The following is a 17,874-nucleotide window of genomic DNA, read 5'->3' on the forward strand; positions in this document are numbered from 1 at the left end:
GAAAGTAAAATGAAAAAACCCAATTATCTTAACAAAATAGAATGGCAAGATTTACGCCATTTAACTTTTCATCAAAAAGTCTATAACATTGTTTTGCCTTATCCGTTTTTGGCATTGTCTTGGTATTTTGCTTATAATGCTTCTTATTTGATTGCCTTTATATTTTCAACCTTTTTTGCCATTACTGCTTATCGGCAAGCACACGATTTATATCATCAATCACTTGGTGTACCAAAGGCATTTGGATCTATTTTGCTTTTTGTGATGAGCCTATTATCCTTTGCCAGTTTGCACAGTATGAAATACAGCCATTTACATCATCATAGAAATCCGCTTGGCGATGATGATACCGAAGGTTATTTGGCTCATCAAACTTGGCATCAAGCCTTATTGGGTGGATTATTATTTCGTATTCGTATTTATAAACACGGCTTTAACTTAGCACCCAAAAAAGAAAAACACAAAATCATTTTAGAAAGTGTGTTAATTGTATTATTCGCCATTGTCATTTTTTATTATCAAAATACTGTTTTTATCTATCAATTTGTAGCAATGTTTATCATCAATGCATTTGCAGGGTTAATTGCCATTTGGGGACTTCATCACGACTGCGATGAAGTGGGTCGTACCGAAAGAAATCCGATTGTCAATGCCTTATCATTTAATTTATTTTATCACGCCGAACATCATTTATTCCCTGCTGTACCAACACAAAACCTACCCAAACTTGCCAATCGTTTGGACAAAGTTGCTCCACATCTTGCTAATAATAGGGTTATGCCATTTTTAAATAAAGAAAATAAACCTTGTCCAATCAAAGGATTATTTGCTTAATTAGGAAAATCTATGAATATTTTAATCACAGGCGGTAGCGGATTTTTGGGTAATGCCTTAACTGATGAATTATTAAAAAATCCTAATAATCATCTCTTTTGGGTTAGTCGCAAAGCATTTACTCCCAATAAAAAAGTAACAATTTTGACTTATGATGAGTTAAATGATGACTTAAAAATAGACATTGTCATTAACCTAGCGGGGGCAGGCATTGCCGATAAACGGTGGAGCAATGTTCGTAAACAAGAATTATTGGACAGCCGTTTAATTCCCACGCAAAAACTGCTTGATTTTATTAAATCCACTCATTATAAACCCAAACTTTTAATTAACGGTTCAGCGATTGGTTATTATGGCGTTCAATCATTCAATGATAACCGACAATTAGATGAAACAAGCCCACCTATTTGTAATGATTTTTCAAATGAACTTTGTACAAAATGGGAAATACTCGCCAATACCGCCACCATCAAAACTGCCATTATCAGAACAGGGGTGGTACTGGATAAAACAGGTAAAGGAATATTAAAACGGCTATTACCACAATTTCAATTTGGCTTGGGCGGTAAACTTGGCAATGGATTACAAACAATGAGCTGGATAAGTATTGATGATTGGGTCAGAGCAGTACTATTTATCATCAATAAAAATTTAAGCGATGACTTAGCTTATCGTCAAATCTATAATTTAACCGCCCCCAATAGTGTCAATAACCAAGCATTTACCCAAGCACTTGGCAAATTTTTAAATCGCCCAACACTATTTTTTGTGCCTGCCTTTATTTTAAAAGCTATCTTGGGCGAAATGGCAACTTTATTATTGGACGGTCAAAGGGTTTATCCCAAAGTGTTATTGGAGATGGGGTTTGAGTTTGAATATAACAATATTGATGAATATTTAACAACAAGTTAATAGCCAACCGCATTTTTACCTGTACGGGCAAATTGTAAAGGTTGTTCTATTTTTAGCCATAATGTTTGGCGTTGTCCGCCTGATAAAAGTTGCATCTTTTTGCGTTTGGCGTTTAATAAAGACGGTTTTTCATAAAACCCATATCGGCGTTTATACCAACGAGTAGCGGTTTGGCGATAGAGTTTTTCATTTAATTCATCAAAGGCTTGGTCAAGATTTTGAGTATCATCAAGATATACAGTAGGCATTATGGTGCGTTTTTAAGACTGACACCTGTCTTTATTTATTAGTCTAATTTGCTGTGCAATACATATACTTTTCCCAATTTTAGCACATATTTGAGAAAAAATCAAAATGATAATCCCAAACCATCTTTATTATGCTTTATCCTTTTTATGGCTATATAGCGGTCTTATACCCCTATTATTTGCTCGTGAGCCATCTTTGCAGTTATTACATAAAATGTCTGTTCCAAGTAATGGCATAGATTGGCTTATTTTTATTGGGGCAAGCGTTTTGGATATTGTTTATGGTATTTTGATTTTAACCAAATTTAAATATCATAGCTGGCTGTGGTTAAGTCAATTTTTAACCGTATCATTGTACAGTGTGTTAATTATTGTCTTTTTACCAGAAAATTTAACCCACCCGTTTGCCCCTTTGATTAAAAATATTCCGATTATGGCGTTATTGTTTTGGCTTTATCAATATCACAAGAACATAAACCAATAAATTTACAATGATGCTAAACTGTGTTATGATGATTGATATATCAAAAAAAGAGAAAGACGATGATTTTAGAGGTTGCTCCCCACACCGCCCAATTAGTTACCGAATACGCCCAAAAACAAGGGGTCTCGGTTGATGAATTTTTATTGCAAGCGGTTGGTAACGAAGTGCAAGGTTTTGATTTTATTGAAAAAGATGGGATTGATAGTAATGAAACCATTGGCATTAGCCAAACGGCTTTTAACCGTTTAAATGCGTGGCTTGATGAGCCAGCAGCCCCAAACCCAAAATTACAAAGATTACTCAAAGAATTTGGGGGCTTGGGTGTATAAAATTGAACTGCTGGGCAAGCACCACAACAAAGCCAATTTTGACTGTGGTAATGAGGCTCTCAATCGTTACCTGCACACAATGGCAAATCAACACGCCAAAAAGGGTGTTAGTCGCACCCATATTTTAACCAATGCCGATGATGAGATTTTGGGCTTTTACACCCTATCGGCGGTGAGTGTGGATAACCCAAACATTAAAGGTATGCCTCATTCTTTACCAAGCGTGTTACTGGGACGACTGGCAGTCAGTCGCTTTCATCAAAAACAAGGACACGCCCAACGACTGATGGTAAATGCCATTGAACGAGTAATCAAAGCCAGCCTTGATATCGGCATTTGTTTTTTAGTTGTGGATTTAAAATATCAAGGCTTAGTTGCCTTTTATGAACAATTTGGTTTTGAGTTGTTTGACGATAATTTAAGAATGTACCTAAAAATCAATGACATCGCTTAGCTTGCTTGGGAATAACACCCCAAGTTAGCCCCCTATCATCGTTTGCTTACAAAATTTTTTAAATTTTTATTTCTGTAAATACAGAAATTATTGTATAATAGAGCAAATCCCAATTTGGAACATCAAAATGGACAGTCTTGCCCTTTACCACCTTATTAAAACCTTGCATATTTTATCGGCAATGGTCATCATCGGCACAGGCTTTGGCACGGCATTTTATTTGTTTGTTACCAACCGTAGCGGTAGCGTCCCTGCCCAATCGGTGGTCAGCTACTGGGTGTGCAAGGCGGACTTTTGGTTTACCACACCGTGTGTGTTTTTTCAGTTTTTTTCAGGACTTTGGCTAATGCACGCCATCAAAATGCCATTTTCCGCCACTTGGATTTGGGCAAGCCTTGTGCTATTTTTCTTTTGTGGAGCGTTGTGGCTTCCTGTGGTGGTCTGGCAACTTAAAATGCGTGATATTGCCAAAAAAGCGTGCGATAATGGCGAAACAACCCTACCCTAAAGTTATTGGCAATACGCCAAAAAATGGGAGCTGTTTGGTTATCCTGCCTTTTTGGCGACAATGGGCATTGTGTTTTTAATGGTATTTAAACCGATGTAGGAAAATATGATGAATAAATATCCTATTTTTAAAGTAACTTTTTTATATACGCTCATTGGTGGTTTTATTGGCGGAATATTATTGGCAATTTCTATTTTTATGGGTGAGCTTGATGGAATTTCCGAAATTTTTGAATTTATTGGTTCGGTTATTGGTTTTGGATTGCTTGGTATTTTGTTTGGTGGTATTCCTGCTGGCTTGACAGGCTATGCCATTAGCCGATTCAACTTATATAAAAATATCAAAAAACATTATCCCATAATGGCACTCATTGGTTTTATATTATCCGCCATTTATGTTGTTCCGCTCTTTGCATTGATAGATGGTATAAAGTCTGATGAATGGAACACGGTTTTTACTTTTATGGGAGCTTTTGGAATTATTGGGGCAATTTCGGCAATCATTACAGGTTTTATTGTTTTGCCAAAATATTTAAATCGAGTGGAATAATTTTATGATTACCCTATATTATGACAATTCGTGCATTCTTTGTACCACCAATGCCATCACAATGCAACAAAAAGCCCCTAACAAAATTACCATTATTCCAAAAGATGATGCCATAGACCTATTGGCAAAATACAACATCACAGAATTGGATATAATGACTTATGTCGTAGTACAAGATGAATTTGGGCAAATGCACAAGGGAATGAATGCGGTCAGGCTTTTATATAAAACCGCCAATATTCCTTTTCATTCATTGCTTTATTTTCCAATCATCAAACAAATAAGCAATGTTATTTATCCCATTATTGCCAAAAATAGATACAGAACCCCAAAATGGCTTATCAGGCTTATTTATGGTAGGGTTGCCAATTCTTGTGAAAATGGCGTTTGCCATATTGACCCAAAATTAAGAGCCAACATTAAAGAAAATCAAGCGGAGAATAAATAATGATTACCGTCTTTTATGATGATGATTGCCCGATTTGTCAAAGTGAAATTACACATTTAACCGCCAAAAATCCTGATAAAATCATTGGCATTCCTGTTAAAAATGCTCTTGATGAATTAAATCAAGCAGGTATTGATAAAATAGAGGCACTCACTTATTTGTGTATCAAAGATGATAAAGGTCATTTCTATAAAGGCATAGAGGCGGTAAGACTACTACACCAAACCGCCAATAGCGAATTTGCCCTTATTTTAGACTTACCCATCATTAAACCAATGAGCGAATTGATTTATCCAATCTTTGCCAAACACCGTTATAAAATTCCAAAATGGATTGCCCATTTACTCTTTGGTAAGCCAAAGGTTCATTGTGAAAATGGCGTTTGTCATATTAACCCAAAAGATAGAATCAACCAATGAAAATTTTATTACTTGGTTCATCGGGTTTTATTGGTCGGCATTTATTAAAGGCTTGTCAGCAAAATAACTTTTTGGTGATTTGCCCCACTTCAAAAGAGCTGGATTTTTTAAATCCTAATGATGAAGTTTTTAAAGATTTATTAAAAGACATTGATGTTATCATCAATACAGTTGGCATAATGAGCCGTGATAAACAGTTAATGCAAACAGTGCATTGTGATACCCCTATTTTATTTGCCAAAATCGCCAAAGATTATGCCAATGATTTTAATAAAAAAATTCAATGGCTAAATTTATCCGCACTTGGGGCGGATGAAAATAGCGATGTGGCATTTGTAAAAAGTAAAGGGCAAGGCGATAAGGGTGTTTTGGCATTAGCCGATGACTATTTTAAAGTTAGCATTGTCCGTCCATCTTTGATTTATGGCGATGGTGGAGCAAGTACCAAATTATTTTTACAATTAGCCAAATTCCCCATTTTACCATTACCAAAGGGCGGAAATTTTAACATTCAGCCTGTACACGCCGATGATGTGGTATTGGGCATTGTTACATTGATTGGCAATTATCATTATCCCAATATTATCAATTTTACAGGCAATCAAATTTTGACTTTAAAAGACTATTTGATACTATTAAGAAAAAACCATTATCAAAAAGATAAAGCCATTATTATTTCAATGCCCTTTTTTATTGCCAAAATCGGTGCGTTGATATTGCAAAATTTTACCAATTTAATCAGTATAGATAGCCTGACTTTATTAAAAAATGGCAATGTGGCGGATAATGGGGTGTTTAAAGCTCTAATTAAACAATCTCCATTATCCATTCACAAATTTACTTAATGTGATTTTTTATGTTTAACAGCTGTCATGATTAACACCAATAAACCCGTTAATATCGCTACAACTCCTGATAAAATAATACCTGTAATGACCGTTAAAGCAAACCCAACAAATAACCCACCTTCACCAATTGTCCCAACCATAGATGTTGCCACCAAACCTGCCCATATATCCACTATCCCAATAGATTGGGTCATAGCTCGTATGATAACACCATTTAATAAAGATTTTTGCAAGATGTGATTATTGCTTTTTATGGCATGATTATCAATCATTACATAAATAGGAATAAATATACAAATTCCCAATATCACACCCAAATCATAAGACCAATCATTACCCAAATTGGCAAATACCAATCCCAAAATAGCATTTACCCAAACCAACGCCGTCCATTTGACCCACAACATAATATTGACCTCATAAAAAAATATAACATCATTATAACAAGCTCAATCAGCTTGAATTATGGAAAAATTATGAAAAAGAACTATGAATTTATAATTTTTCATCTTATCATAAATATTTTTCATCTAAAATTTTTCCCTTTTTGCACAAAAATGGCGTATAATTTTCCACCAAATATCTATTTGAAACCAAGATATTCTCGCCTTACGACGTCAGAGCCTTGCTCATTCTGTCAAGCCTAGATTTGCCATGCTCAGGCAAATGATGAAAAGCCACCAGAATGTCGTAAGTTTTTTAACTTATCAAGATGAAATTTTATGAATTATCAACTATTTACCTCCGAATCCGTCTCCGAAGGACACCCAGACAAAATGGCTGACCAAATCTCGGACGCCATTTTGGACGCCATTTTGACCCAAGACAAGGATGCTCGTGTGGCGTGCGAAACCTTAACTAAAACAGGGGCAGTGGTACTGGCAGGAGAGATTACCACCACTGCCAACATTGATGTAGAAAAAGTAGTGCGTGAAACGGTCAATAAAATTGGCTATAACCACTCTGATTTGGGCTTTGATGGGTCTAGCTGTGCGGTCATCAATATGATTGGCAAGCAGTCACCAGAGATTGCCCAAGGTGTGGATAGACAACGCCCAGAAGATCAAGGAGCAGGCGACCAAGGTTTGATGTTTGGCTACGCTTGCAACGAGACAGATGTACTCATGCCTGCCCCCATACAGCTATCGCATCGCCTCATGGAAAAACAGGCACAGCTACGCAAAAATGGTACACTCTCATGGCTACGCCCAGACGCAAAAGCCCAAGTCAGCCTACGCTACGATGACAACCATTGCCCACTAGCGGTGGACGCACTCGTACTCTCCACCCAACACGCCCCAGAAATTAGTCAGACAGATTTGCACGAAGCAGTCATGGAAGAAATCATCAAGAAAGTCATTCCTAGCGAGCTTCTACACGCTGGCACAAAATACCACATCAATCCCACAGGCAAATTTGTCATTGGTGGTCCTGTGGGCGATGCTGGCTTAACAGGACGCAAAATCATCGTGGATACCTATGGTGGCATGGCTCGTCATGGTGGTGGAGCATTCTCTGGTAAAGACCCATCCAAGGTAGATAGAAGTGCCGCCTATGCAGGTCGCTATGTCGCCAAAAACCTAGTGGCAGCAGGGCTTGCCGACCGTATTGAAGTACAAGTATCCTACGCTATTGGTGTGGCTGAACCCACCTCTATTTCGGTGAACACTTTTGGCACAGGCAAGGTTTCCAACGATGAAATCATTCGCCTCATTCGCACTCATTTTGACTTGCGTCCCTATGGCATCACTCGTATGCTAAATCTCCTACAACCCATGTATGAAATCACGGCAAGTTATGGGCATTTTGGCAGACATGGTACAGACAATGCCTTTACTTGGGAGAAAACTGACAAAGTAGAAGCGATTAAAGCAGATACAAATTGGTAATTTTACCCAACTGATGAACTATGATACAATAAAAGCTAGTCCATGACTGGCTTTTATTTTACAATCTCTAAGGAATTTTATGTCAAACTTAAATGAACAAATCAGTGAAAACACCGCTCAACTTCCCCAAGATGCCCACGCCTTTTTTGAGCGCGCGGACGAGGTGATTACTTTGGCAAATTCACAACTGTCGCCCACCTCACACGCAGGGCAAGTGGCAGCGTCCTTGACCTATGCGGCTGCCCGCTTTGCCGTGTCGGCAGCGAGTATCGGCTTTGTCAAAGGATCTGATTTTGCCAAAGAAAAATCAGAGATGATTGACTTTTATACCAAGCAGTACCAACAAATGCTTGCCGATAACATTGATGATTATGCCCAAAATTTTGAAAAATACACAGGCATTACAAAATAAATCACACACATTTACCATCTGTCTTTGCTCATGATGAATGGGCAAAGTTTACCAATCAAATCACCATTTATTCAATCATCACCTGCAAAAAATCCTTTGCCAACACCAATTCCCCCTCATAATACCGACCAGCTTCGGCACGTACATGACCCATGTTTGGCAGATTAGAGGCTATATCTTCAAACAAGGCATATCTGGCACTAAAATGCGTCAAAATCAGCATGGGGATATGGTGTTTTTGGGCAAATTCTGCCACCATTTTAGCACTTGAATGCTTAGGGTCAAATCCACCTTGCTCCATAGGTTTGTGGATAATTCTTTGCATGATATCATGCGTATAAGTCGCTTCGTGAACTAAAGCTTTTGCTCCTTGCACCGCTTGGGCAAGCAAATCTGGTGTATCGTTATCGCCTGCAATGACAATTTTAAGCTTATTCTCCAAATGAACTTTATAATCATTAGCACAAATTTTCTTATTATCAATCATCACTTCATCAGATTTTAATATTTGATTCCAATATATGGTTGGTATTTTTTCGTGATTGAGTTTATCCACCAATAATTTATCTTTTTGTAAATATTGAATAATCTCAAAACCAAATGAACTAATACGATGTGATAATGTATGAATGTAAATATCAATATGATGATTATCGCCAAACGAGATGGTTAGATTTTGAGCCAAATAATCCTCAATACTTATAAATTCAATGGGGTAATTAAAGTACAACTCACTCACTATTGTTAGCGTATCCAAAAGCTTGGCAATGGCTTTGGGAGCAATGATGGTTAAAGGCTTGGTACGTTTGTGCATTGCCAAACTTGCCAAAAGCCCACCAAGCCCATAACAATGGTCGCCATGCGTATGCGTAATTAAGATGGCGGACAAATTAGTAATGGATAAATGACTTTTTAATAATTGGTGCTGAGTACCTTCACCGCAATCCACCAATAACCAACCATGACGTTTGGCATGAATATCTGCCATACATTCTATCGCCAAAGCCGATGTATTTCTTTCACGTGTGGGAATACCACTTGATGTGCCTAAAAAAGTCAAACGAAACATATTACCATTCCAAAATAAAATTATCAAAATAAAAATAATGTTATAACAATGACAAAAATTTATTTTGCCAAAAACTCATAATTGTGTTATTTTAAACCAACTTTTTATTTAAGGATATTTTTGATGAGTGCTTTAATCAAACTTAGTCATTATACCACCATCGTGGCAGATACAGGTGATTTAAATGCCATCAGACGCTTACGCCCAAAAGATGCCACCACCAACCCAAGCCTTGTAACATCAGCCCTACTCTCTGGTGAACATGACGATTTAATACAACAAATCAAAGGGTTGGGACTGACCCAAGACGCAACCATTGACCGTTTGACCGCCGAACTTGGCAAACAGATCCTAAGCCACATAGATGGACGTGTCTCTACCGAAGTGGACGCACGCCACTCATTTGATACCGACAAAACAGTCAAAAATGCCCTAGAATTTATTGAACTTTATGATAAATTAGGTGTGGATACCAGCCGTATTTTAATCAAAATCGCCTCAACATGGCAAGGCATCAAGTCTGCCGAAATCCTAGAAAAACAAGGCATTCATTGTAATCTCACCCTACTATTTACCAACACTCAAGCCCGTGCCTGTGCAGATGCTGGCGTGAAACTCATCTCCCCCTTTGTGGGACGACTTACCGACTGGCAAAAAACACACGAAAACAAACAACTAATTGATATTGCTGATGACTTGGGCGTAAATTCAGTCAAAAATATCTACCAATTTTACAAATTACACGGCTATGCCACCGAAATCATGGGAGCAAGTTTTCGCTCCACCGCCCAAATTCTGGCTTTGGCGGGCTGTGATTTGCTCACCATCTCACCTGCTTTACTTGATGAGTTGGCAAATATGGACGACCAAGTGATACGCCAATTAACACCCAGCAATAACCCCCTTGAACGCCCTACCCCAATTAGCGAAAAAGACTTTTACACACAACAAGATGACTCGCCATTAAACACGCTATTACTCAAAGGTATTGACGGTTTTATTGACGCTCGCAACAAATTGACTCATCAGTTATTTTAATTGGTTATCTTAGGACACTGCCATGAAAATAAAACTTATCATCATCTCGTTAGTTACTTGCTTATTTAGTCAATCTGTCATCGCTTGCGAAACCCCCAACCTTGAAGACTCTAAAGAGTTTGATGGCGTGGATTGCTTTTATGATGGTTTTGCCCGAGTTATGCAAAAAGGCAAATGGAACCACATCAATTCAAAAGGTCAAAAAATCAGTGAGGTAGATTTTGACTATGCTTGGGAATTTCACGAAGGTATGGCGGCGGTAGAAATTAAAAACAAATGGGGTTTCATCAATCAATCTGGACAAATCGCCATACCTTTAAAGTATGACTATGTATGGGATTTTAGAGATGGGCAAGCCTTAGTAAGACTAGATGGTCGTTCATTTTACATTGATAGCACTGGTAGCATCATCAAGAAAACAAATGATTAGGGCATGTTGAACCTTTAAACACCATCTACAAGTCCAATACACCCTAATTTATAAAATTAAAAACGGTATCATTGATAAAACTTATCATAAAAATACAAAAATTACTTTACAAAATCAGTGAATAGGTGTACAATTAACATTTATTCACTGATTTTATTGAGGTTTTTATCATGAAAAGATACCAATGTATCGTTTGTGGTTGGATTTATGACGAAGCATTAGGCTGTCCAGAAGAAGGCTTGCCTGCTGGCACACGTTGGGAAGACATTCCTGATGATTGGATTTGTCCTGATTGTGGCGTGGGCAAGGCAGATTTTGAAATGGTTGAAATCTAACCCACGCCATGCCAAAATTGTCAGCCACACCTCCAAAAAGTTGGGATAAATTCCAACAATTTTGGTATCCATCTGATTTGTCTCCGCATTTTTACCAAGCCAAAATCAATGTGGGACAAGGCATCACGCTGTGTGTAGAAGCAGGGGGCAATCCTGATAACCCACCCCTACTTTTCATTACAGGGTTTGGTTCACAGATGATGTTTTGGTCGGACAAATTTTTAAAAAAGTTGATGGATATGGGTTTTTTTGTCATACGCTTTGACAACCGAGACACAGGATTATCCACCAAAATTCACCATTTGCACAAACTCCCCCATACCAACATCTTAAAAATGATTGCCAAAAATCATGTAGGACTCTCCAATGCACAAGAAAAAGTTGCCTACAAACTTACCGACATGGCAGATGATGTAGCAGGGCTAATTTACGCCATGAATCTTGGCAAAACCAACATCGTAGGGGCGAGTATGGGCGGATTAATCGCCCAAATACTCTGTGCAAAATATCCTTATTATATAGACAAATTGGTGCTACTATTTAGTAGCACCAACCACCCTTTTTTACGACTGCCCAAACCAAAGCAATTTTCTACCTTTTTTAAAAAAGCTCAAAGCAATAGTGAAAAAGATATGCTACGCCACGCCGTATGGTTTATGACGGCGGTTGGTAGTCCGGGTCATCTTGATATCAAAGGCACACGAGAAATAGCATCTATACGTTATCAGCGTTGCCACAACCCCTTAGGCATGGCTCAACAAATGAATGCCATACTCGCCACTGGGTCAATTTTTGAATACACCAAACGCATCACCGCACCCACACTCATCATTCATGGCAACAAAGATGGTTTATTGCACCAAAATCATGGTAAACACATCGCCAAACACATCAAAAATAGTCAATTAGTCATCGTAGATGGCTTAGCACATGATTTGCCTGCCTACTACCAACCTTATTTAACCAACCTTATCAGCAAGCATTGTCTGCCAAACCACACCAAAATTTAACGCAAATTTTACGTTTTTGTTTTTTTATGATACAATCCACTAGAAAAACAAACCTTTTTTTGTTTTTCATTAGGCTTTGATATTTGACTAAACAATGGCTTGCCAATGAAAACTTTCTTAAATAACTTCTTCCATCTCACCACAAAAAACACCAACATCAAAACAGAAATCATCGCTGGTATCACCACTTTCTTTACGATGGTTTATATCGTTTTTGTCAACCCTTCCATTTTAGGCACTACGGGCATGGATACACAGGTGGTATTTGTAACCACCTGCCTTATCACCGCCATTGGCACAATAGCGATGGGTTTATTTAGTAACTTACCCATCGCACTTGCTCCCGCCATGGGTCTAAACGCCTTCTTTGCTTTCGTGGTCGTCTCAAAACTGGGTCATACATGGCAGATTGGCATGGGAACAGTTTTTTGGGGTTCGGTTGGACTGTTCCTAATGACACTGTTTGGTGTGCGTTATTGGCTCATGGCAAGCATACCTTTGGGGTTGCGTGTCGGTATTGGTGCTGGTATCGGTTTTTTTATTTCCCTTATCGGCTTTAAAAATATGGGTTTGGTTGTCCCAAACGAAGCCACACTGGTTACTGTGGGCAACTTACATTCACCACAACTATTAATGAGTGTATTTGGGTTTTTTATTATTGTTATCATGGCAGCACGGGGAAAGTACTCTGGCGTACTCGTTTCCATCGTGGTGGTAACGCTTTTGGCACTTGTATTTGACCCCAATGTCAAATTTTCAGGACAAATTCTCTCCCTACCCCCTGCCCTAACGCCTGTGGTTGGTCAAGTGGACATCATGGGTGCGTTGGATGTGGCATTGCTTGGGGTGATTTTTTCGTTTATGCTTGTTAATTTATTTGACTCGTCTGGCACGCTCATTGCTGTTACTGATAAAGCAGGATTTGCTGATAAAGAGGGCAAATTTCCAAAAATGAAACAAGCTCTATTCATAGATAGTACCAGTGCCATCGCAGGGGCATATATGGGTACGTCTGCCATTAGCACCTACATTGAGAGTGGCTCTGGCGTATCAGTCGGTGGTCGCACAGGTCTAACAGCTGTCGTTGTTGGCATTTTATTTTTATTGACCATTTTCTTTTCACCACTTGCTAGCATCGTACCAGCCTATGCTACCGCAGGGGCGCTTGTTTTTGTGGGTATCTTAATGGCAAGCAGTCTCATCAAAGTCCAATGGGACGACCTCACCGAAGCCACACCTGCCTTTATCACTGCTTCCATGATGCCGTTTACCTACTCCATCACCGAAGGAATTGCCTTTGGCTTCATCAGTTACTGTATCATGAAGCTTGCCACAGGACGCCACAAAGAAATCAACGCACCTGTTGCGGTGGTTGCGTTGCTATTTTTGATTAAATTTGTATGGGTTGGTTAAAAGCTATTGAGAAATGAATAAAAATTTGATAATATAGCAGTTTGTGTTAGGCAACGTGTCTCCTTTTGGTTAATTCGGTGGCTGCCTGAATTATCGCCTACACCTAGACAACAACCCTTTTCACTTTTTACCTACTAAGGAAAACTTATGGCAAACTCAGCCCAAGCAAAAAAACGTGCTCGTCAAAATGTCAAACGCCGTACCCAAAATGCTTCTCAACGCTCTATGGTACGTACTTTCATCAAGCGTGTTGTTTCTGCTATTGAAAGCAAATCTTATGAAGCTGCAACCGAAGCCTACAACAAAGCTGTGCCTGTGATTGACCGCATGGCAGACAAAGGCATTATCCACAAGAATAAAGCCGCTCGCCACAAGAGCCGTCTAAATGCTGCGATTAAAGCTCTAAAAGACGCTTAATCACCATCGTATAAAAAGACCTTGAATTTCAAGGTCTTTTTTATTTGTGAATTGTGTGTATATTTTATTTCAATTACAATTACAATCATCAAACTCAAAATACACCACATTATGCCAACCGAACTATACCATTAAAGAGATAATCCAAAACAGTGCATGATATGTACCTGACAACCTTATGGTAATTTTTTACTCATCAGATATAAATGAAGTAAGTTTTTCTTAATTTTAAATAAAAAAAACCACCCATTACCGAGTGGTTTTAAATCTGGCATAAAACATCATTTGCCAAACATATCGCCTTGACGATTCTTTTTGACATAATCAATCATGCAATCACGCAAAAGTTGACTGGCAGTGCGGTTGTTTTCTTTGGCAGCCTTTTTAAATTGTTCAACCAAATTTTTGTCCACACGCAAATTAAATGTAGTTTTTTCATCAGTCATGGCTAAATACCTATTTAGTGTTGGGATTGATAATTATAATCAATTTTAAAGATTTTGCAAGTGCATTTTCATAAAAAAACCGCCCAATCATGGACGGTTTTTAACATTTACATTATTTGATTCTGAACTGCTCAAAGATGGCAGGAATGCCCGGTAACATACCTACTGCTGCCATAGAGAAACACAGAATCGCAAAGCCAGCCACAGGAATCACAACGCGACCCATAAACCCAAGCTCAACACTACGTTTTTTGTCGCCAATAAGACCTAGGTTATCAAGCATCATGGTGAGCGACCAACCAAACACAGGGTTCACAAGGGCTGATGCAAACACCACGATAGCAGCTGATTGAGTGGTTTTACCTGCACGGGTCATTTCCATACCTGCTTCTAGGAGTGGCACAAATACTGCCACAATCAAGGCGGTGGATAGTACAGGTTGCCATACTGCCAAGTCCATCGGATAACCCCAAATGGCTGCAATGATACAAAAAGTCGCCGTCAGAATTGCCCCTGCTGGAATTGGGCGTTTGGCAATGGAGGCAGGCACCATGTATGTACCCCATGATGAGGTGAAGTTTGCTCCGCCCAACACCGAACCAATAATCTGACGAACCGAACAAGTGATGGTTGTATCATCAATATTCATGTGCGTACGTTCGCTATGTTTGGGGTAGCTGATTTGTTGGAATACTTTATGTCCCAAGAAATCTGGTGGCCACATGGCAACTGCAAGCACCGCAAATGGAAATACGACAATAAAGGCTTTTGCATCAGGCAAACCAAGCGTCCAACCTGTATTTTCACCCCACCAGTAAGCTGGGCTAAGTGGTGGCAAACCTGGTTCTGTATGAAACTCAAAAGGAGCACCCAAAATAAATGCCAAAAATCCTGCTAACGCACAACCAACTGGCACAGCAAGCCAACGTTTTTGCCAGTGTTCAAGCAAGGCATACATCACAATGGTTGCCAAAATGATGATGAAAGCAATATGTGGCAAACCAATCTTGTCCGCCCATGCTATCATGTTTTTGACTTGCCCTATCGTCCCAACAAAACCCAGATAGAGTAACAGTCCCCCTGCCACACCATTACTGGTAAGTTTTGACATCAGGCTACCACCTTTAAGTAGTGCCATGACAAGTCCAAATACACCAATCAATACACCAAATGCCAATGGGTGCCCGCCTGCTGCCACCACAATAGGAATTAGTGGAATAAGTGGACCATGCGTACCTGGTAAGTTGGAGGTTGGTAAAAAAAGACCTGAAAAGATGAGTACCAAAATGGCAGCGATAAGCATCTCATAGCGGACGTTTTGCAAGATAAAATCTTCGCCAAGACCGAGTGGTGTCGCAAAAGCTGCCGCCATCGCACCCACCATCACAATCTTGCCAATCGTACCCGCCATCGCAGGAATGGCATCTTCAAACTCAAAACGATAGTCCTTGAACGGTAGGTTTATTTTCCACCGCTTAGGTTTCATGATTTGTAGTTCGTGTCTTAGATAGGCATCACGAGAGTCAAAACTAGATGATGGCTTATGTAGCTCTTGATAACTCTTGCTTTCTATTTCTCGCAGACGCTCTTCGCTGAGCTCCGCAGTCATATTACTATCACTCACAATAAACTCCTTAGATTGTGATGATAAAATACAATTTATAACCCCAAAACACATCATGTGCGATGATTATAAACCATATTTTTTCCTTGTTTTCTTTATAACCCTGCAATCAAAAATTTAAATTGCGTTTGGGATTATAACGCCATTTTTTATATCTGTCATGTATTATTTTTATTTTTCACAAAAAATTATTATTCAAGATATAATTATTAATAAAACAAATATATCATCACACACCATGAATACACAATAACATGACTTGTGCTATAATAGCACAACGTTTTTACCACATTTATCTGATGATGACCACTTATCCCTGCCCCCATTGCCAAAAACCCACCGTTTGGACAGACAACCCCACCAAGCCTTTTTGTAGTGAACGATGTAAACTTATTGATTTGGAAGCGTGGGCAAGCGAAAGCTATCGTGTACCTGCTGACGATACACCATTTAGTGATGAATTAACACCAAACCAAAAATAAGGAAAATACCATGAGTTATCTCATGCCAACCTACGCTCGCCAGCCCATTGCCTTTACTCGTGGTGAAGGTTCATATCTGTACACAGCAGATGGCGCAGCTTATCTAGACGCATTAACAGGCATTGCAGTATGTGGGCTTGGACATTGCCACCCCACCATCAGCCATGCCATCAAAGAACAAGCTGATACACTCATTCACACAAGCAATCTTTACCAAATTGATTGGCAAGAAAAGGCAGGTGAGATTTTGTGCCAAAAAGCAGGTATGGACAAGGTCTTTTTTGCTAATTCAGGGGCAGAAGCCAACGAATGTGCATTGAAACTGGCTCGCCTATATGCCCACCAACAAGGCAAATCTCGTCCCAAAGTCATCGTCATGGAAAATAGCTTTCATGGTCGCACCCTACTCACCGTTACCGCCACCGCCAACCCAAAAGCAAGGGCGGGATTTTATACATTAGATGATGATTTTGTACGTGTACCATTTAATGACATAGAAGCGATTGAAGCGTTGAGTGGCGATAAAGATATTTGTGCAATCTTAGTTGAACCCATTCAAGGCGAAGGTGGATTACACACACCTCATGATGATTATTTAGAAAAATTACAGATTATTTGTCATAAAAATAACTGGCTACTCATGCTAGACGAAGTCCAAACAGGCAATGGTCGCACAGGCAAATATTTTGCCCACCAACACACAAACATCAAGCCTGATGTACTCACTACCGCCAAAGGCTTGGGTAACGGTTTTCCTGTCGGAGCGTGCATGGTGGCAGGCAAGGCTTGTGATTTGTTTGGGGCGGGCAGTCATGGCTCAACTTTTGGGGGCACGCCACTGGCTTGCCGAGTCGTCTGTGCTGTCTATGATGAACTTAGCCAAGACGTGCTAGACAATGCCGTGCGTGAAGGGGAGTTTATCCGTGCCAGCGTACGTGAGCATTTCCCCCAACTTGACATTCGTGGACGTGGTATGATGATTGGATTTGGCTTGCCTGATGGTGTGGACTGTACACACATCGTGGATATGGCTCGTGATGAATTTCATCTGATTTTAAATGTAACAGGCGGTAACATCATACGCTTACTACCTGCACTCAACATCACACATGAAGACACAATCACTCTAACAAACAAGCTGATACAACTACTACACAAAGTGTTGGCATAATCATTCATAAAAAAAAACCGTTCTGTAAAGAACGGTTTGGTATTGTTAAATAAAGATAGATTTTAAGGTTTTCCGTTCGGACTGAGCTTGTCGAAGTCTAGGAAA

Annotated in this window: 24 protein-coding genes and 1 pseudogene; 20 read left to right on the forward strand and 5 right to left on the reverse strand. The window is 39.3% G+C overall.

Annotated features, from left to right (window positions below; all coding sequences use genetic code 11):
* Window positions 1-9 precede the first annotated feature (9 nt).
* Both MOB01S_RS04155 and MOB01S_RS04160 read left to right on the forward strand, forming a co-directional pair.
* Window positions 10-834 carry a fatty acid desaturase family protein gene (locus MOB01S_RS04155; RefSeq protein ID WP_066801978.1) on the forward strand — a complete coding sequence of 275 codons (825 nt, stop codon included), beginning with the start codon at window positions 10-12 and terminating at the stop codon, window positions 832-834.
* A gap of 12 nt (window positions 835-846) precedes the next feature.
* Window positions 847-1,746 carry a TIGR01777 family oxidoreductase gene (locus MOB01S_RS04160; RefSeq protein WP_066801980.1) on the forward strand — a complete coding sequence of 300 codons (900 nt, stop codon included), beginning with the start codon at window positions 847-849 and terminating at the stop codon, window positions 1,744-1,746.
* On the opposite strand, the gene MOB01S_RS04165 is transcribed toward MOB01S_RS04160, so the two are convergent.
* Window positions 1,743-1,994 carry a hypothetical protein gene (locus MOB01S_RS04165; RefSeq protein ID WP_066801982.1) on the reverse strand — a complete coding sequence of 84 codons (252 nt, stop codon included), beginning with the start codon at window positions 1,992-1,994 and terminating at the stop codon, window positions 1,743-1,745. The two genes, MOB01S_RS04160 and MOB01S_RS04165, sit on opposite strands and share 4 nt — an antisense overlap.
* 106 nt (window positions 1,995-2,100) lie before the next feature.
* Here MOB01S_RS04165 and MOB01S_RS04170 point away from each other — a divergent pair, with 106 nt between their 5' ends.
* The 8 genes and pseudogenes from MOB01S_RS04170 to MOB01S_RS04205 all read left to right on the forward strand — a co-directional run bounded on the left by MOB01S_RS04170 (window position 2,101) and on the right by MOB01S_RS04205 (window position 6,030).
* A complete protein-coding gene (locus tag MOB01S_RS04170) occupies window positions 2,101-2,478 on the forward strand; it encodes a DoxX-like family protein (RefSeq protein ID WP_066801984.1) in 378 nt (125 codons plus the stop codon).
* Window positions 2,479-2,537: 59 nt separating this feature from the next.
* On the forward strand, window positions 2,538-2,807 hold the full coding sequence (locus tag MOB01S_RS04175) for a type II toxin-antitoxin system TacA family antitoxin (RefSeq protein ID WP_066801986.1): 270 nt from the start codon (window positions 2,538-2,540) through the stop codon (window positions 2,805-2,807).
* On the forward strand, window positions 2,800-3,261 hold the full coding sequence (locus MOB01S_RS04180) for a GNAT family N-acetyltransferase (RefSeq protein WP_066801988.1): 462 nt from the start codon (window positions 2,800-2,802) through the stop codon (window positions 3,259-3,261). The genes MOB01S_RS04175 and MOB01S_RS04180 overlap by 8 nt, the downstream gene beginning before the upstream one ends.
* Window positions 3,262-3,388: 127 nt before the next feature.
* Window positions 3,389-3,868, forward strand: a pseudogene (locus MOB01S_RS04185) (DUF2269 family protein).
* A gap of 9 nt (window positions 3,869-3,877) precedes the next feature.
* Window positions 3,878-4,318, forward strand: a complete 441-nt coding sequence (locus MOB01S_RS04190) for a hypothetical protein (protein WP_066801990.1) — start codon at window positions 3,878-3,880, stop codon at window positions 4,316-4,318.
* 4 nt (window positions 4,319-4,322) lie between these two features.
* On the forward strand, window positions 4,323-4,766 hold the full coding sequence (locus tag MOB01S_RS04195; RefSeq protein ID WP_066801992.1) for a thiol-disulfide oxidoreductase DCC family protein: 444 nt from the start codon (window positions 4,323-4,325) through the stop codon (window positions 4,764-4,766).
* Window positions 4,766-5,185 (forward strand): thiol-disulfide oxidoreductase DCC family protein, encoded by a 420-nt coding sequence (locus MOB01S_RS04200; RefSeq protein WP_066801994.1) that lies wholly within the window; start codon window positions 4,766-4,768, stop codon window positions 5,183-5,185. The genes MOB01S_RS04195 and MOB01S_RS04200 overlap by 1 nt, the downstream gene beginning before the upstream one ends.
* Window positions 5,182-6,030, forward strand: coding sequence for an NAD-dependent epimerase/dehydratase family protein (locus tag MOB01S_RS04205; protein WP_066801996.1), 849 nt, complete (start codon window positions 5,182-5,184; stop codon window positions 6,028-6,030). Before MOB01S_RS04200 ends, MOB01S_RS04205 begins: the two co-directional genes overlap by 4 nt.
* Here the strand turns inward: MOB01S_RS04205 and MOB01S_RS04210 are convergent.
* Window positions 6,027-6,374: a hypothetical protein gene (locus MOB01S_RS04210; RefSeq protein WP_157073890.1), complete on the reverse strand. Its 348-nt coding sequence runs from the start codon at window positions 6,372-6,374 to the stop codon at window positions 6,027-6,029. The two genes, MOB01S_RS04205 and MOB01S_RS04210, sit on opposite strands and share 4 nt — an antisense overlap.
* A gap of 381 nt (window positions 6,375-6,755) precedes the next feature.
* Here MOB01S_RS04210 and metK point away from each other — a divergent pair, with 381 nt between their 5' ends.
* Together metK and MOB01S_RS04220 are read left to right on the forward strand one after the other, a co-directional pair.
* Window positions 6,756-7,922 (forward strand): methionine adenosyltransferase, encoded by a 1,167-nt coding sequence (metK, locus tag MOB01S_RS04215; protein ID WP_066801998.1) that lies wholly within the window; start codon window positions 6,756-6,758, stop codon window positions 7,920-7,922.
* A 79-nt stretch (window positions 7,923-8,001) separates the two neighbouring features.
* On the forward strand, window positions 8,002-8,334 hold the full coding sequence (locus tag MOB01S_RS04220) for a DUF3144 domain-containing protein (RefSeq protein WP_066801999.1): 333 nt from the start codon (window positions 8,002-8,004) through the stop codon (window positions 8,332-8,334).
* A gap of 67 nt (window positions 8,335-8,401) precedes the next feature.
* On the opposite strand, the gene MOB01S_RS04225 is transcribed toward MOB01S_RS04220, so the two are convergent.
* Entirely contained in the window at window positions 8,402-9,403 is a 1,002-nt protein-coding gene (locus MOB01S_RS04225; protein ID WP_066802000.1) for a ribonuclease Z, read from the reverse strand.
* Between the two features lie 123 nt (window positions 9,404-9,526).
* Between MOB01S_RS04225 and MOB01S_RS04230 the strand changes: the two genes are divergently transcribed.
* From MOB01S_RS04230 to rpsT, 6 genes are all read left to right on the forward strand, one after another.
* Entirely contained in the window at window positions 9,527-10,441 is a 915-nt protein-coding gene (locus tag MOB01S_RS04230) for a transaldolase family protein (RefSeq protein WP_066802002.1), read from the forward strand.
* Window positions 10,442-10,463: 22 nt separating this feature from the next.
* The gene (locus tag MOB01S_RS04235; protein WP_066802004.1) at window positions 10,464-10,871 is read left to right on the forward strand and encodes a WG repeat-containing protein; all 408 of its coding nucleotides are present in this window, start codon (window positions 10,464-10,466) and stop codon (window positions 10,869-10,871) included.
* Window positions 10,872-11,041: 170 nt separating this feature from the next.
* Window positions 11,042-11,206 (forward strand): rubredoxin, encoded by a 165-nt coding sequence (locus MOB01S_RS04240; RefSeq protein ID WP_066802006.1) that lies wholly within the window; start codon window positions 11,042-11,044, stop codon window positions 11,204-11,206.
* An 8-nt stretch (window positions 11,207-11,214) separates the two neighbouring features.
* Entirely contained in the window at window positions 11,215-12,216 is a 1,002-nt protein-coding gene (locus tag MOB01S_RS04245) for an alpha/beta fold hydrolase (protein WP_066802008.1), read from the forward strand.
* Window positions 12,217-12,321: 105 nt separating this feature from the next.
* Window positions 12,322-13,629, forward strand: coding sequence for an NCS2 family permease (locus tag MOB01S_RS04250; RefSeq protein ID WP_066802014.1), 1,308 nt, complete (start codon window positions 12,322-12,324; stop codon window positions 13,627-13,629).
* 147 nt (window positions 13,630-13,776) lie between these two features.
* A complete protein-coding gene (gene rpsT, locus MOB01S_RS04255; protein ID WP_066802016.1) occupies window positions 13,777-14,046 on the forward strand; it encodes a 30S ribosomal protein S20 in 270 nt (89 codons plus the stop codon).
* A 281-nt stretch (window positions 14,047-14,327) separates the two neighbouring features.
* Here rpsT and MOB01S_RS12545 read toward each other — a convergent pair whose 3' ends face one another.
* Together MOB01S_RS12545 and MOB01S_RS04260 are read right to left on the reverse strand one after the other, a co-directional pair.
* A complete protein-coding gene (locus MOB01S_RS12545; protein ID WP_169798117.1) occupies window positions 14,328-14,492 on the reverse strand; it encodes a hypothetical protein in 165 nt (54 codons plus the stop codon).
* 112 nt (window positions 14,493-14,604) lie between these two features.
* Window positions 14,605-16,101, reverse strand: a complete 1,497-nt coding sequence (locus tag MOB01S_RS04260; RefSeq protein ID WP_157073892.1) for a DUF3360 family protein — start codon at window positions 16,099-16,101, stop codon at window positions 14,605-14,607.
* Window positions 16,102-16,415: 314 nt separating this feature from the next.
* Between MOB01S_RS04260 and MOB01S_RS04265 the strand changes: the two genes are divergently transcribed.
* Window positions 16,416-16,598, forward strand: coding sequence for a DNA gyrase inhibitor YacG (locus MOB01S_RS04265; RefSeq protein ID WP_066802018.1), 183 nt, complete (start codon window positions 16,416-16,418; stop codon window positions 16,596-16,598).
* 10 nt (window positions 16,599-16,608) lie between these two features.
* Window positions 16,609-17,769 (forward strand): aspartate aminotransferase family protein, encoded by a 1,161-nt coding sequence (locus tag MOB01S_RS04270; protein WP_066802020.1) that lies wholly within the window; start codon window positions 16,609-16,611, stop codon window positions 17,767-17,769.
* Window positions 17,770-17,874 lie beyond the last annotated feature (105 nt).

Origin of the sequence: Moraxella oblonga NBRC 102422 (assembly GCF_001598275.1) — a bacterium.
Classification (GTDB): Bacteria; Pseudomonadota; Gammaproteobacteria; order Pseudomonadales; family Moraxellaceae; genus Moraxella; species Moraxella oblonga.